At 71.1% G+C, this 15,086-nt stretch carries 13 protein-coding genes; 8 read left to right on the top strand and 5 right to left on the bottom strand.

The genetic code is table 11. The features are described from left to right. Positions 1–83 precede the first annotated feature (83 nt). From AB0K82_RS08525 to AB0K82_RS08515, 3 genes are all read left to right on the top strand, one after another. Entirely contained in the window at positions 84–2,960 is a 2,877-nt protein-coding gene (locus tag AB0K82_RS08525) for an AAA family ATPase (RefSeq protein ID WP_364394390.1), read from the top strand. 146 nt (positions 2,961–3,106) lie between these two features. After that, on the top strand, positions 3,107–3,256 hold the full coding sequence (locus tag AB0K82_RS08520; RefSeq protein WP_364394388.1) for a hypothetical protein: 150 nt from the start codon (positions 3,107–3,109) through the stop codon (positions 3,254–3,256). Between the two features lie 9 nt (positions 3,257–3,265). Then, entirely contained in the window at positions 3,266–6,157 is a 2,892-nt protein-coding gene (locus tag AB0K82_RS08515; protein WP_364394386.1) for an AAA family ATPase, read from the top strand. 47 nt (positions 6,158–6,204) lie between these two features. Here the strand turns inward: AB0K82_RS08515 and AB0K82_RS08510 are convergent, their stop codons facing one another. Both AB0K82_RS08510 and AB0K82_RS08505 read right to left on the bottom strand, forming a co-directional pair. Further along, complete coding sequence (locus AB0K82_RS08510) at positions 6,205–6,300, bottom strand: DUF397 domain-containing protein (protein WP_364394647.1); 96 nt, start codon at positions 6,298–6,300, stop codon at positions 6,205–6,207. 26 nt (positions 6,301–6,326) lie between these two features. Continuing rightward, on the bottom strand, positions 6,327–7,175 hold the full coding sequence (locus tag AB0K82_RS08505; RefSeq protein ID WP_364394384.1) for a helix-turn-helix transcriptional regulator: 849 nt from the start codon (positions 7,173–7,175) through the stop codon (positions 6,327–6,329). 177 nt (positions 7,176–7,352) lie between these two features. Here AB0K82_RS08505 and AB0K82_RS08500 point away from each other — a divergent pair, with 177 nt between their 5' ends. Then, positions 7,353–7,847 carry an ATP-binding protein gene (locus AB0K82_RS08500; RefSeq protein WP_364394382.1) on the top strand — a complete coding sequence of 165 codons (495 nt, stop codon included), beginning with the start codon at positions 7,353–7,355 and terminating at the stop codon, positions 7,845–7,847. Positions 7,848–8,138: 291 nt separating this feature from the next. Beyond that, complete coding sequence (locus AB0K82_RS08495; protein ID WP_364394380.1) at positions 8,139–8,792, top strand: Uma2 family endonuclease; 654 nt, start codon at positions 8,139–8,141, stop codon at positions 8,790–8,792. Between the two features lie 116 nt (positions 8,793–8,908). Here AB0K82_RS08495 and AB0K82_RS08490 read toward each other — a convergent pair whose 3' ends face one another. The 3 genes from AB0K82_RS08490 to AB0K82_RS08480 all read right to left on the bottom strand — a co-directional run bounded on the left by AB0K82_RS08490 (position 8,909) and on the right by AB0K82_RS08480 (position 12,062). Further along, complete coding sequence (locus tag AB0K82_RS08490; protein WP_364394378.1) at positions 8,909–9,874, bottom strand: hypothetical protein; 966 nt, start codon at positions 9,872–9,874, stop codon at positions 8,909–8,911. Between the two features lie 382 nt (positions 9,875–10,256). After that, on the bottom strand, positions 10,257–11,045 hold the full coding sequence (locus tag AB0K82_RS08485; RefSeq protein WP_364394376.1) for a class I SAM-dependent methyltransferase: 789 nt from the start codon (positions 11,043–11,045) through the stop codon (positions 10,257–10,259). A gap of 270 nt (positions 11,046–11,315) precedes the next feature. Then, positions 11,316–12,062, bottom strand: coding sequence for an IclR family transcriptional regulator (locus tag AB0K82_RS08480; protein ID WP_364394375.1), 747 nt, complete (start codon positions 12,060–12,062; stop codon positions 11,316–11,318). Positions 12,063–12,225: 163 nt separating this feature from the next. Between AB0K82_RS08480 and AB0K82_RS08475 the strand changes: the two genes are divergently transcribed. The 3 genes from AB0K82_RS08475 to AB0K82_RS08465 all read left to right on the top strand — a co-directional run bounded on the left by AB0K82_RS08475 (position 12,226) and on the right by AB0K82_RS08465 (position 15,065). Then, positions 12,226–12,708 carry a hypothetical protein gene (locus AB0K82_RS08475; protein ID WP_364394373.1) on the top strand — a complete coding sequence of 161 codons (483 nt, stop codon included), beginning with the start codon at positions 12,226–12,228 and terminating at the stop codon, positions 12,706–12,708. Between the two features lie 261 nt (positions 12,709–12,969). Next, a complete protein-coding gene (locus tag AB0K82_RS08470) occupies positions 12,970–13,656 on the top strand; it encodes a response regulator transcription factor (protein ID WP_364394371.1) in 687 nt (228 codons plus the stop codon). A 38-nt stretch (positions 13,657–13,694) separates the two neighbouring features. Continuing rightward, positions 13,695–15,065, top strand: a complete 1,371-nt coding sequence (locus AB0K82_RS08465; RefSeq protein ID WP_364394369.1) for a HAMP domain-containing sensor histidine kinase — start codon at positions 13,695–13,697, stop codon at positions 15,063–15,065. Positions 15,066–15,086 lie beyond the last annotated feature (21 nt).

Genomic DNA, 15,086 nt, shown 5'->3' with positions numbered 1-15,086 from the left:
CCACGACGCGCCGGCGACGGTCTCGGCTACGCCAAGGGAAAAATGGCGTCTGTTTTGTCCTGCCCTGATGGCATTCTTGGGGAGTGCAGAGTCAGCAGGGGGTCAGCGCCGTCCTGGCCGGAAGAGGGGATGAGCTCGCCTTCCTGAACAGGGCTCTGCGGGAGGCGCCCGGCGCCGTGCTCGTCGGCGGCGAGGCGGGCGTGGGCAAGAGCCGGCTGATCAGGGAGTTCCTGGACGCCAACCCCGGCGTGCGGACCCTCTGCGGCGGCTGCCTCCAGATCAGCGCGGAGGGTCTGCCGTTCGCTCCGTTCAGCGCGATGCTGCGTCGCCTGGTCCGGGAGATCGGTGTCGAGGGCGTCGCCGCGCTGCTGCCCGGCGGAACGCCGGCGGGGCTGGCCCGGCTGCTCCCGGAGTTCGGCCGGCCCGACACCGAGAGCGGCACGGCGGAGGCGCGCATCCGGCTGTTCGACCACGTGCTGCTGCTGTTCGAACGGCTCACCGAGAAGGACCCGGCCGTCCTGGTCATCGAGGACGTGCACTGGGCGGAACGTTCCACCCGCGACCTGCTCAGCTACCTGATCCGCAACCTCCCCGCCGGCCTGCTGGTGATCGCGACGTACCGCTCCGACGAACTGCACCGCGACCATCCGCTCCGCCCGCTGCTCGCCGAGCTCGGCCGGGTCGACTGGGTCCGGCGGCTCGACCTGGACCGCCTCCCCCGCCGCGCCGTGGCCGAGCAGGTCCGCGGCATCCTCGGCCGGGACCTCGACCAGCCGAACCTCGACGCCGTCTACGAACGGAGCGAGGGGAACCCGCTGTTCGTCGAGGCCCTGCTGAGCTGCGACGGCCAGATCAACAGCGAGCTGCCCGAGTCGTTGTGGGACCTGATCCTCGGCAGCGTGCGCAAGCTGCCGGAGGAGACCCAGGACGTCCTGCGCGTCGCCAGCGCCGGCGGCGACCGCGTCGAACACGCCCTGCTCGCCGCGGTCACCGGCCTGGACGACGGCGCGCTGTCCCGGGTGCTGCGGCCCGCCGTCGCCGCGAACGTCCTGGTCGTCGACGGTGAGGCGTACGGCTTCCGGCACGCCCTGATGCGCGAGGCCGTCCACGGCGACCTGCTGCCCGGCGAGCACACGCGCACGCACACCCGCTTCGCCGAGGCGCTGGAGAAGGATTCCTCGCTGGTCCCGATGGGCCGCGCGGCCGCCGAGCTCGCCCACCACTGGTACTCCGCGCACGACGCCACCTGGGCGCTGGTCAGCGCGTGGAAGGCGGCGCAGGTCGCCAAGGAGGCCACCGCGTACACCGAGTGCCTGCGCATGCTCGACCGCGTCCTCGAGCTGTGGGACAAGGTGCCCGACGCCGCCGAGCGGCTGGGCGTCGACCACGTCACGGTCCTGGAGCGGGCGATCGACGCCTCCGACCTCGCCGGGGAGACCGAGCGCGGCGTGGCCTTCGCGAAGGCGGCGCTGAAGGAGATCGACGACCCGATCCGGGCCGCCGGGGTCCTGGAGCAGCGCGGCCGGCTCAAGATCCGCCTCGGCCATCCGAAGACGCTGGACGACCTGCGGGAGGCGGCCCGGCTCGTGCCCGCCGACCCGCCCAGTGGGGCGCGGGCGCGGGTCCTCTCCACCCTCGCCCAGCAGCTCTACCTGCTGCCGACCGGTGCCGAGGAGGCACGCGCGCTCGCCGTCGAGGCCCTGAACACCGCCCGCGCGGTCGGCGACGTCACGGTCGAGGCGCACGCGCTGACGACGATCGCCGGCATCGACTTCTCCGACTCGGACGGCGAACGCCACCTGGCCGAACTGGCCAAGGCCGAGGCGGTGTACGCGCGGGGCGGGGCGGACGACTCGGCGATGCTGCGCATCGCCACGAACGAGTCGCACGTCCTCGAGGGGATGGGCGAGCACGAGCGCGCCGTCGAGGTGGCACGGCGCGGCGTCGCGCTCGCCGGCAAGCACGGCGTGGCCCGCACCTCCGGCGCGTTCCTGAGCATCAACCTGGCCGAGCCGCTGGTGTCGCTCGGCCGCTGGGACGAGGCACTGGAGGTCGTCGAGCACGCGCTGGAGCTCTCTCCGCCACCGCTCACCCGCGCCTCGCTGCACCAGATCATCGGCGTCATCGCGGTCGCGCGCGGCGACCTCGACGCCGCCGCCCGCGCCATCGCCACCCTCGACGCAGTCCTCGCCCCCACGTTCTCGCGTACCCAGGAGCTCTTCCCCTCCGAAGGCCTCCGGATCGACCTGCGGGTGGCCCAGGGCGACCTCGACGGCGCCCTGGACGCCGTCGAGTACGTCCTGACGGAGCTGCGGCCGTCGGTCAGCGCCCGCTACGGACTGCCGCTGCTGTGCTCGGCGGCGCGGGCATGCGCGGAGGCCGGCGGCGAGCGCGCCGCCGGCCTGCTGACCCGGATCCGGGCGGCCGCCGAGAAGACCCCCGACGGAGGCTGCGTCCAGCAGGCGTACAAGCTGCGCTTCGCAGCCCAGGCGGCCCGCGCCGAGGGTGTGCTCGACCGGACGGCGTGGGAGGCCGCCGCGAACGCCTTCGAAGCCCTCAAGGAGCCGTACCCCCTCGCGTACGCGCTGCTGCGGACCGCCGAGGCGAGCGATCCGCAGGACGGCGACAGCCGGGAGGACATCGCCGCGCGACTCCGGCAGGCGGCCGAGATCGCCGACGACCTCGGCGCCCGGCCGCTGCGGGAGCGGATCGAGGCGCAGGCCCGGCGGTCGAGGATCGCGCTGGGCGGCCGGACCGACGCCCCCGTGCTCGGCCTCACCCCACGGGAGCTGGAGGTCCTCCGGCTCGTCGCGGACGGCCGCAGCAACCGCGAGATCGCCGGCCGGCTGTTCATCTCCGCCAAGACCGCGAGCGTCCATGTGTCCAACATCCTGGCGAAACTGCAGGTCGCGAGCCGCGGCGAGGCCGCCGCGGCCGCGCACCGCCTGGGCATCGTCTGAGCGTCTGAGGCTCTTAGGACGGCTTAGGACAAGGGTCTGCGCCGGATAGGCGGGTGCGGGCGGCCGGATAGGACGTTCACCCGATGTGCCGGGTCCCGTCTTAGAACGAACCTGGATGGTGTCAGCGACTCACGCAGGAGGACACCATGCACCCCGACATCATGTACGCGCTCAGCACCGAGCGTTCGCGGGACCGGCAGTACGAGGCGGCGCGGGAGCGCCGGGTCCGGCGTCTCCCCCGCGCCCGGCGGCTGTCCCTCCGGACGCCGCGGCCGCGTACCCTCAAGGCTGCCTGAGATTCGGACATGCGTGGCATTCTGGACGGCGTGCGCGCGCATGAGGTCAGCCCCGCCTTCGTCGGGCGGCAGCCGGAGATCGCCGTTCTGACCGACGCCCTCCGGCGGGCCGAGGCCGGGACTCCCGGAGCCGTGTTGATCGGCGGTGAGGCGGGCGGCGGCAAGACCCGCCTCGTCGGCGAGTTCGCCGACCGGGTACGCCGCGACGCCCTCATCCTCAGCGGCGCGTGCCTGCAGCTCAGCACCGTCGGCTTCCCGTACGCCCCGTTCACCGCCGCGCTCCGCCAGCTCGTACGAGAGGCGGGCGCGGCGGAGATCGCCGCGCTCATGCCCCGCGACGGCGCCCGCGACCTGGCCCGCCTGCTCCCGGAGTTCGGCGAGCCGGCCGCCGACCCGGACCCCGACAACGCACGGGTCCGCCTGTTCGAGCAGATGCTGGTGCTGCTGGAACGGCTGGCCGACCGCCGCCCCCTCGTCCTCATCGTCGAGGACGCCCACTGGGCCGACCGGTCAACGCGCGACCTGCTCACCTTCCTGCTGCGCAACCTCCGGCACACCGCCGTACTCCTCGTCATCACCTTCCGCTCGGACGAGCTGCACCGCTCCCACCCCATGCGCCCGGTGATCGCGGAACTCGAGCGCATCGAGGGCGTGGTCCGGCTGGACCTGCCCCGCCTGACCCGTACGGAGACCGCCGGGCAGCTCGCCGGCATCCTCGGCCGCGAGCCCGAAGCCGGGGTCGTCGACGCGGTGTACGAGCGCAGCGCCGGCATCCCCCTGCTCGTCGAGGCGACCGCCGACTCCCCCGACTGCGGCATGTCCGAGTCCGTACGGGACCTCGTCCTCGTCGGCGTCGACCGGCTGCCCGAGGAGACGCAGGACCTGCTCCGGCTGGCCTCCACGGCGGGGGTACGGTTCGGGCACGCGCTGCTCGCCGCGGTCACCGGGCTGGACGACGGGGCGCTGTCATCGCTGCTGCGACCGGCCGTCGACGGCAACGTCCTGGTGGCCGACGAGCGGGCGTACGCCTTCCGGCACGCGCTGATCTGGGAGGCCCTGCACGACGAGCTGCTCCCCGGGGAGCACTCCCGCGCCCACCAGCGGTTCGCGGAGGCGCTGGAGGCGGACCCGGCGCGGAGCGTCGGGGACCGGCCCACCGTCGAGATCGCGATGCACTGGGCGAACGCGCACGACCCCGAACGCGCCCTGCGGGCGGCCTGGCAGGCGTCCCGCGAGTCCGAGGCCGCGTTCGCCTACGCCGAGCAGTTGCAGATGCTCGAACGCGTCCTGGAGCTGTGGGAGCGGGTGCCCGACGCGGCGGAGCGGACGGGCGTCGACCACGTCGGCGTGCTCCGGAAGGCCGCCCAGGCGGCCGACGCGAGCGGCGAACCCGACCGTGGCCTGGCGTTCGTCCGCGCGGCCCTCGCCGAGGTCGACGAGGAACGCGACCCGGAGCAGGTCGCGCTCATCCTGCTGCGCCGGGCGCGGCTCAAGCAGGACCGGGGACACGCCGGCAGCCTGGACGACCTGTGGCGCGCCGAGCGCCTGGTCCCCGAGCCCTCGCCGGCCCGAGCCTCGGTCCTCGCCCCCCTGGGCAGGATCCTCATGCTGCTGGGCCGGGACGACGAGGCCCGGCCGGTCGTCGAGGAGACACTGCAGCTCGCCGAGCGGTTCGCCGACGACTGCGCCGCGGCAGACGCCCTGAACAACCTGGCCATCGCCGAAGCCCATCAGGGCCGGTTCGCCGAGGCAACGGACACTCTGCGGAAGGCGACCGCCCGTGCCGAACGCGTCGGAGACGATGACGCGCGGCTCCGGTCACTGGTCAACGTCTCCGACGCCCTGCAGGCCCAGGGCCGGTCCGAGGACGCGGTGGCGGCGGCGCAGCAGGCCCTCACGACGGCCGAATCCCTCGGCCGGGCCCGTACCCAGGGTGTCTTCGCGGCCGGCAACCTGGCCGAGTCGCAGGTGTCGCTCGGCCGCTGGGACGACGCGATCGAGACACTGGAGCGGGCCGAGGAGCTGTCCCCCGTCCCGGGCCTGCGCGGGCAACTGCTGCTGAGCCGCGCGCGCATCGCCATCGCCCGTGGGGACCGCGAGGTGGTCGCCCCGATCGTCACCGAGCTGACCGCATTGTGCGCGGTCGGCGATCCGTACCCGCAGCAGGTCCTTCCGCTGGCCGGTCTGCTGATCGAGTGGCGCCTCGCCGAGGGCGACGGCCCGGGCGCGGTCGCGGCCGCCGAACGCGCCGTCACCGAGCACGAGCCGACCGGGGACCCGCGGCACGGCTGGCCGATCCTTCTCGCGGGCATTCGCGCCTGCGCCCTGCACCCCGCCGACACGCTCGCCGCCCGGCTGCGCGAGCTCGCCGCGGCGACGCCGGGGCACGGCCCGGTGACGGCCGCCCAGCGCACGACCTTCGAGGCCGAGGCCGCGCGGGCCGCCGGCGTGCTCGACCGGGCGGCGTGGACGGCCGCCGTGGCCGCGTGGGACGCGCTCGGCCGGCCGTACCCGTTGGCGGAGGCGCTCCTGCGGGCCGCCGAGGCCGCCGTCGCCGAAGGGGACCGCGACGAGGCGTCGATCCTCCTGTGCCGCGCGGCGGACCTCGCCGACCGCCTGAAGGCGAGGCCGCTGCGCGCGGACATCGACCAGGTCGCCCGGCGCGCCCGGCTCCGGCTGGACGGCGGAACGGCCGGTCAGGCACCGCTCGGCCTCACGCCCCGCGAACAGGAGGTGCTGCGCCTCCTCGCGGAGGGACGCAGCAACCGGGAGATCGCCGAGGAGCTGTTCATCTCCGCCAAGACCGCCAGCGTCCACGTCTCCAACATCCTCGCCAAACTGAACGTCCCCACCCGAGGTGCCGCCGCAGCCGCCGCCCACCGCCTCCGCCTCACCGAATAACAGGAAAACCCCCGGTCACCGACCGGGGGCCTCCTCATCGGGCGAATTCAGCTGTCGACGACGGCGACTTCCACACATGCGCCCTGCTGATCCGAGCGCCGGGACTTGCGCCAGTCCAGGGCAGAAAGCTCACGCTGGGTCATAAGTGCACGTCTCCCATCGATGGGGGTCATGAATCGACCATTCGGCCAATCAGCGCGATCGTATCCTCGGACGACAGAGCCTCGGCGTTCAGGCGGCGGAAGGCACGGCGATAGCTGCCGACACCCTCGCTCTCGATCAGAAGCTCTCCAGCGATCGTTTCGATGTAGACGGCGTCGGAGCCTTCTTCCGGGAAGCTGATGATCGTGAACCGGCCGCCGGTTCCGGGATGCGGTCCGACACTGAAGGGGATCACCTGCAGGGTGACGTTCGGCTGGGCGGCCATCTTGATCAGATGCTGCAACTGAGCGCGCATGACGTCCGGTCCACCCACCGTACGGCGCAGCGCCGCCTCGTCGATCACGGCGAACAGCCTGGCCGGATCATCGCCTACGAGGATCCGCTGGCGCTCGGTCCGGATCTGCACACGCTTCTCGATATCGGCATCGTCGAGCTCTGCCGGGCCCTTTCTGATGAGGGCGCGTGCGTAGTCCTCGGTCTGGAGGAGGCCGGGGATGACGGCGAGTTCGAAGGTCAGCAGCTCATCGGCGTCACCTTCGAAGGCGATGTACGTCGAGTAGGCCTCGGACAGCATCTTCCGGTACGGATGCCACCAATCCTTCTGGCCGCCCTCACGGGCGAGCTGCATGAGGTACTCGCGGAGCCGTTCGTCGGTGACGCGGTACCGATCAAGCAGATCCCGGACATCTCGCCAGCGCGGCCGGTTCCATTCGCCCCGTTCGATCCAGTGGATCTTGTCGATCGAACAGCCGAGCGCCTCGGCGGCCTCGGGCGCGGTAACGCCGGCCGCTTCGCGAAGCTCTTTCAACCGCTTCGACAATTCACGTCGTCGCAGGGTGGGGCTGGTCCGAGACATGAGGTCGATCGTAGGGGGACAGCGGGACGGGCGCCGTGGAACCAGACATTAGCGCCATAGCGTTCAGAAAAGATTCTTCAGCTTGAAGAATCTGAATGGCAGGTCCATGCTGAGGCGACACGCAACCCGTGCGCCGAGTCATTACGCCCGGCGCTCACTACAGGGAGTGATCGCCCTGTGACACCCGAACCGGCGGCGACCGTCGCCGCCGCATCCCCCATCGCGCCGCCCCGGCCGTCGTGGCTGGCACTGCGCGCCCGACCCGAATGCGTCGCCAAGGCGCGTTCGTTCGCCTCGACCGCCGTCTTCGGCCACCCCTTCGACGCTTACGAGATCGGCTTAATCGCCAGCGAGATCGTCACGAACGCGATCCGCGCCGCCTGCGCACTACGCACCTGGCCGGACGACCTCTGGCCGATCGGCGTGGAGATGACCGTCACCGCCCGATGGGCGCACCTGGCCGTCACCGATCCCGACCACCGACCCATGCCCGGCAGCGACGAAGGCGGGCAACTCGCCGAGAACGGGCGCGGCCTGTCCATCGTCGACCACCTGGCCACCGCCCGGTGGGTGACCTATGTCGAACGCGGCAAGACCGTGCACGTGGTCGTCGTCGCGCCCGGCATCGAACTGACGACCGCCGAACTCGCCGAAATCCGGCGACCGGATTGAGCGGGACGGTGATGGCGGCCACCGCCCGAGCAGAACGCTCGGTGAACCGGCCGTTCGGCCCGCCGTATGCGACATTCGCCCGGGCCGACGGTCGCAATCACCGGGCATTCGGTACTCCTGCCGACGCCGTCCGCCAGGGCGAGGACGATCTGGGCGGCGCCGTCGTTACCTCACGGCAGGTTCGCGCCGCCCGCCGACAAGAAGCGCCAGAGAATGTACGGTTCTGCGTACGGACAGTAAGCGGATTCCCTACGATGACCGGAGCTGATCGTGAGGGAGGAGTCACACAACGTGAGCGCTGTGGCCCATTACTACACGCTCCCGGACACCCCATACGACCTGTGGGTGCGCGGCGAGCTGGCCGGCTTCCTGCACCTCCCTGACGACGGCACGAGGGTCGAGGTCATCGGAGGGGAGATCGTCGTGTCGCCCGGACCGACGTTGGCGCACAACCTGATCGTCAGCGATATCAGTGATCGCTTCGCGGAGGTCCGCGCCACTCGGCCGGGATTCACCTGGCGCTGCGTGCAGACGACCGACCTGAATCTCATCCGGCTCGGTGACGGATACGTGCCCGACCTCCTGGTGATCGACGCGGACGTCGCGCGTGAGGCGCGGCAGACCGGCGCGCGTTACCTCCTGCCGCCGCAGGTCGACCTGGCCGTGGAGGTCACGTCTCCATCGAACGCCGCCAACGACCGAGAACCGGGCCGGTTGGGCCGTAAGCCCACGAAGTGGGGCGGGTACGCCGCGACGGGAATCCCGTACTACCTGCTCGTCGACCGCGACCCCCGGACGCCCCGCATCACGCTGTACGCCCGCCCGGACGTGCACGCGGGGACGTACGAGGTGCTGACCGCCTGGAAGTTCGGGGAGACGATCACGCTCCGGGAACCGTTCGGACTGGACATTCCGACCGACGAGTGGGAGCCCTGGGACCGCTGAAGGGGCTAGTCGCCGGGCTGTCACAACCCTCGTACGCGGAGGGTCTTGGGGTGGTGCGGTGAGGGAGAACACGGCCTCCCTCACCGCGATCGAGAGCGTCACCAATCGGTGACGCTTCAGTCGGGTTCGTTATTTTTTTGTTGCTCTTCTTTGCTGCCCTGGAGAGCGAGAAGCAGTAACGCGCAGAGTACGGTCAGCATCCCCGCAAGGCTGAGGCCACTAGGAGTCTGATGGAGAACGAAGAACGCCACCACCCCACTCAACAACGACCCAAAAGCACCCAGAAAACCCTCCATCTCACGGGACAGCCCGAAGGCCCCGATGGCCGTGTTGTATAGGACGGTCCCGAGTACGGCAAGCAATCCGGCAACTAGACCGTGAATGACGATCGCACCATTCCAGTGACTGCCGATCTTTAGAAGCATCGGGAGGCTCACGCCCAACCCGACCAGCTGGGAGATACCCATTCCCTTGACGAGGATCCCCGCCACGTTGAGCCGTTGTACGGCTCGCACGGTAGCCGCAGAGCACAAGGCTCCGCCGACAGCAGCGACCAAGCCGATCGAATCGTAGCCGCGCCCCCACGGAATCATCGCCACGACCCCCAGAACCGCTAACAGCGGCAGCGTCAGGCTGGTTCTGCTGGTCCTCGATCGCACGGTGACGCCGTACGCCACCGCTCCCAATGCGGTGATGGAGCTGCCGGTCGCAGCCGGCAGCCGTGCCAGATACACCTGGGAGAGGTAACCCGAGAGCAAGAGGGGAAGCGTCACCGAAGCGACGGTTCCGATCCAACGGTACCGCCGGTCGAAGCCGACGATTCCCGGCAGGAACCTCCCCAGCACGGGAAGCGCGAATTCCCGTAGCCCGGGCCCTGGTTCCGCTGTTGCGAGCGATCCGTCATCGCGCTTCTTGTACCCCACTATCGATGTCACCCAGTAGGCGATACAGGAGATCGCTCCGGACACCGAACTCGCCTCAAGCGGCGTCAGGTAGTGCGACGCAACGAACGGCTGTAGCTGAAACCATCCGGTGCGCTGGAGAACCGCAGAAGCAAAGAACAGGCCCGTTGCGGCAAGCACCTTCCGTCACGCCGTCGAATGGGGGCTGATTCCCCATCCGAACACTCGACCGCGCAATCGACTCTGCACAAGCGATAAAGAGCGCTTGCGCCTATTCTCCACGCTCATCTTTCACCTTCTCTGGTTTTTGGTTCCTACCGCCGCTTTAGCGGCGTTGGGCCCGGGCCTTCATCTCGGGGCAGAGACCTTTCGAGACACTGCCCGGCAATCGTTAGTGACTGTGCAGGGGGCAACGCGGGCGGCAACCAGCGCCCCATGCGACGTAGATCACCCGTTCGGGGCGCTCAACGGATACAGATATTCGTACTTCCGCCACTCAAAGAATTACGCCCAGGATTCCGGTCGTCAGAATGACCGGAATCCTGGGCGTAGGCGCTGCGAACTACTCCGGGACGCGGGCGACGCAGAAGACGGTCTGGCCGAAGGGCGGGCGGACGACGCGCTCGATGAGGCGGGTGGTCGGCACGACCGTCCGGTCGTAGATCTTGACGAGCTTCGGGTCGGGGTAGCCGGCGCCGCCGCGGCGGACCGCGGCCCACCAGGCGATGCCGCCGAGGAAGTTGATCGGCTTGAGCACGTCGATGCCGAGCCCGGCGCCCTTGACGGTCGCGGCCAGGGTCTTCGGCGTGTAGCGGGTCACGTGACCGACCTTGCGGTCGAAGTCGCCGTACAGCTGCATGTAGCCCGGCACCCAGATGACGATGCGCCCGCCGGGCTCGACCACGGCGGCGAGGTCCTTCAGCGCCTGGACGTCGTCCTTGATGTGCTCGAGCACGTTCATCATGACGACGGTGTCGACCTTGCGCTTGATCTTGATCTCGGCGGGCAGCGCGAGGTCGAGCACCTCGACGTCGTCGTTGCCCTGGTAGCGCTTGGTCAGCTGCTCGACGCAGTAGGGGTCGTTGTCGCTGACGACCAGGTAGTCGAGGCGGCCCGCGAACTGCTCGGAGAAGTGGCCCAGGCCGGACCCGACCTCCAGGAGCGACCGGCCGACGTGGGGGGCCACCGTGTCGTACTCGTACTGGCGGTAGTTCTTCGCCTCATCGCCGCCGAGGTGGTTCTCCAACTGGCCTTCGCCGGCGGCCGGTTGGTCACCGTCGAAGGTCTCCGGTGCCGGCCGGCCGCTGCCGAGCAGGCCGAGCAGGGAACGTGCGATGGAATTCTTCTGCACTGGTGGCATGCGATCACTCGCTGAATGTCGACGACGGGCCCAGGTGGGTGAGAAGTCTATCCACAGCCGGTACTCATCCGAGCACCGTGAACCGGTCGAGGAGGTACCCCGCCCCGGGCCATGATGGCCGGAAGGCCGTGACCCTTCGACAGCCGTGGCCATGAGCACATCGAGGTCGGACCATGACCCGGGACGGGAATCTATGGGGGGCCGCCGCCCTCATTGCACAAAGGTTCACGATAACGGGCGATAGCCGCAAGATGACTGTTTTCAGATGGTGAGTGCCAGATTGATCCGTGCGGCGGCGTCCCGGATGCGCGGCGCGAACGCCTCCACCTTCACCAGTTTCGCCGGGCTGCAGGAGACCGCGACGGCTCCGACCGTCTCCCCGGCCGCGTCGGTCACGGGGACCGCGGCGCATCCGGTGCCCAGGAGGTACTCCTCGCGGTCCAGCGCGAGTGGCGAGTCGAGCCGGCGTTCGAGCTCGCCCCGGTGGGTGATGGTGTGGGGCGTCAGGCCGATCAGCGGGTGCCGGGACAGGTGGTCACGACGGGCGAGCGGCGGGAGCTGGGCCAGGACGCACTTGCCGATCGCGGTGGCGTGCGCGGTCTGGCTGAGGCCCACCGACAGGTCGACCCGGGGCGTCCGGGGACCGTCCGCGACCTCGACGACGCGGATCTCACCATCCTCGTACAGGCTGAAGTACGCCGCCACCCCGAGCTCGTCGCGGAGGGTCCGCAGCTCCACGCGGATGCGGGCGACGCGGTCCTGGGCGCGCCGGTCGTCCTGGAGGGGGTCCACCCGGTCACCGAGGAGGTAGACCCCCTCCGCCGTGCGCACCAGATATCCCTCGTGGACGAGGGTGCGCAGCAGGTGGTACGTCGTGGCCAGCGGCAGTCCGACCTGACGGGCGAGCTGTTTGGCGGGCGCGCCGCCGGGATGCGACGCCACCGCCTCCATGAGATGCAGCGCGCGCTGCACCGAGACGATGAGAGTCGGCCTCCGTGTCTCTTTCATCACGGACAGCGAACCCCGCCTTGACCTCTCGGTCAAGCGATTCGCTCAATCTCTCACTCTTGGACCGTTCCTGGCCACTTCCCACGGATTTCCCAGAATCCTCCCCCAGGTTCTTCAAGGTCTTCCTTTTGACTGGATAACGGCAACCTGGAAGGAGGCCGAGTTGAACAAGAAGATTCTGGGCGGTGTGTCCGCGCTGGCCGTCGGAGTCGTCGGCACCGGTGTTTACCTGGCGGTTCCGGCGTCGGCCGGTTCGTCGCCGAGCACCACCGCCAAGGCGGCGAAGCAGCATCCGGGGCAGCGCGCACGTCGCGTCCGCGCCGTTCGCGGGATCCACGGTCAGGCCACGGTCCGCACGAAGAAGGGTTTCGCGCAGGTCGACTGGCAGCGGGGCACGCTGACCGCGACGAGCGGCGGAACGCTCAGCGTCCGCAGCGTCGACGGCACGATCTGGCAGTGGAAGACCGACGGCACGACGAAGGTCCGCAAGGACGGCGCCAAGTCCGCCGTGTCGAAGCTGGCCTCGGGCGACTTCGTCGTCATCCTCGGCCGGGACGCGAGCGGCGCCCGTACGGCGAATCGGGTGGTCGTGCCGAAGAAGGTCCCGGCGAAGGCGACGACCTCGCCGACCCCCTCGCACGGCTGAACCGGCGCCCCGGGCCGGAACGGCGGCGCGCGCCCGCCCGGCCCGGGGCCGTCCGCCGAGCCGGGAACGGCTGCCCCCGGACCGCAGGCGTGGCCCGGCACGGCCGTGGGCACCCCCAGGACGAGGATGGCTGCTGCCCCCGAGCCGCAGGCGCGGCCCGGCACGGCCGTGGGCACTCCCCGGACGAGGATGGCTGCTGCCCCGGGCCGCGGGCACGGCCGTGGGCCGTGCGGGGACGGGCATGGCGCGATGATGGAGCCGATGGACGATCCCCGAGTGCTCGTCGTCGACGACGAGCCCAACATCCGTGATCTGGTGGAAGTCGCCCTGCGCTTCCACGGGTTCGCCGTCGTTACGGCGGCGACGGGAGACGAGGCGCTGCGCCGGGTGCGCGAGGACCGGCCGACGCTGATCGTGCTCGACGTCATGCTGCCCGACCTGGACGGCTTCGAGGTGTGCCGCCGCCTGCGCGGTGCCGGCGACGAGACGCCGGTCATCTTCCTCACCGCCCGGGACACCTCGTCGGACACGGTGACCGGGCTGGCCCTGGGCGGGGACGACTACGTGACGAAGCCGTTCGCGGTGGACGCCCTGGTCGCCCGCGTGCGGGCGGTACTGCGGCGCGCCCGGCCGCCGGCCGCGTCCTCCTCGGCCGACGAGGTGCTGCGCGTCGCCGACCTGGAGGTCGACGTCGCCCACTGGACGGTGCGCCGGGCCGGTGCCGAGATCGAGCTGTCGCCGACGGAGTTCCGGCTGCTGACCTACTTCATGCGCAACCCGGGCCGGGTGCTCAGCCGCGCGCAGTTGCTGGAGAACGTCTGGGGCTGGGACCATTCGGCGGGCTCCCCGGTCGTCGAGACCTACGTGAGCTACCTGCGCCGCAAGCTCGGCTCGGATCTGATCCACACCCAGCGCGGCGTCGGCTACGCCCTGCGGCCGACGGTATGAGGCCGCAGACATGAGATCGCCGGCATGAGGCCGCGGGCATGAGATCGCTCAACACCCGGCTCGTCACCGGGCTGCTCGCCGTGACCGCGGTGGGGCTGACGCTGATGGGCCTGGTCAGCGCGGTCGTGCTGCGCGGTTACCTGCTGCACCGGGCCGACAATCAGCTCGAGGACGTCCGCCGGCGGCCCGCCCCCGCGCACGCCGCCGACACGGTGGCCCCCGGCCGGTACATCGTCCTCACGGCGACGCGAGACGGCCGGGTCCGCGCGGCCGCCGGCGGGCCCGACCCGGCGCGCGCGCTCGACCGCGCCGTACGGCTCGGCCCCGGCCCTCTGTTCGCCGAGGGGCGGCGGGGCAGGCCGTTCGGCTTCGGGGGGATGCGCGCGATCGCCCGCGTCAACGCGCGCGGGAACCTCACCGTCGTCGTCGATCCGCTCACCGAGGTGCACGCGGCCCTCGCGGGCCTCCTCGTCGTCGAGGCGGCCACGGGGGTGGTCCTGCTCGGCCTGGTGGCCCTGCTCGGCCGGGGCCTGGTCCGGCGCGGACTGGCGCCGTTGTCGCGGATGGCGGCCACGGCGCACGGCATCGCGAGCGGCGGCGACCTGAGCGCCCGGATGGAGGAGTCGCCGTCGGAGGTCGGCCGGCTGGCCGGGGCGGTCAACGTCATGCTGGGCCGGATCGAGCAGGCGTTCCTCGCGCGGCTGCGGTCGGAGGCGAAGGTACGGGAGTTCGCCGCGGAGGCGTCGCACGAGCTGCGCACGCCGCTGACGACCATTCGCGGCTACTCCGACCTGTACGAGCAGGGCGCGGTCAGCGCCGAGGAGGCGATGCGGCGGATCTCCGGGGAGGCCGCGCGGATGGGACGCCTCGTCGACGAGCTGCTGGAGCTGGCGCGCCTGGACAAGGGGTCGGCGCTGGCCACGGCGCCGGTCGACCTGGCCGTGCCGGCGCGGGACGCGGTGGCGGACGCGGCGGTCGTCGAGCCGGACCGGCCGATCACCCTCGACGCGCCGGACTCGCTGGTCACCGTGGCCGATGAGGCCCGGATCCGGCAGGTCCTGGCGAACCTGCTGGCCAATGTGCGCGCGCACACGCCGCCGCGCACGCCGGCGACCGTACGGCTGGCGCCGACCGACACGACGGTCGTCCTGGAGGTCGCCGACGAGGGGCCGGGGATGGCGGCGGAGGAGGCCGCGCGCGCGTTCGACCGGTTCCACCACGCGCGGGGCAGCGACGGCAGCGGGCTGGGCCTGGCGATCGTCGCGGCGATCGCGGCGGCGCACGGCGGGCATGCCGCGCTGCGCTCGGCGCCGGGGGCCGGCACGGTCGTACGGGTGGAGCTGCCGCGGCTGGCACCGGTCCCGGGGGCTGCGGACAACCCCCCGCATACCGGGCCTACTGGCGGGTAGAACCAGGGAGTAACTTCCTAC

This window comes from Actinoallomurus sp. NPDC052274, from assembly GCF_040679475.1.
GTDB lineage: Bacteria > Actinomycetota > Actinomycetes > Streptosporangiales > Streptosporangiaceae > Actinoallomurus > Actinoallomurus liliacearum.
Note: the sequence above shows the minus strand (reverse complement) of the source record. Positions and strands in the feature narration are given on the sequence as shown.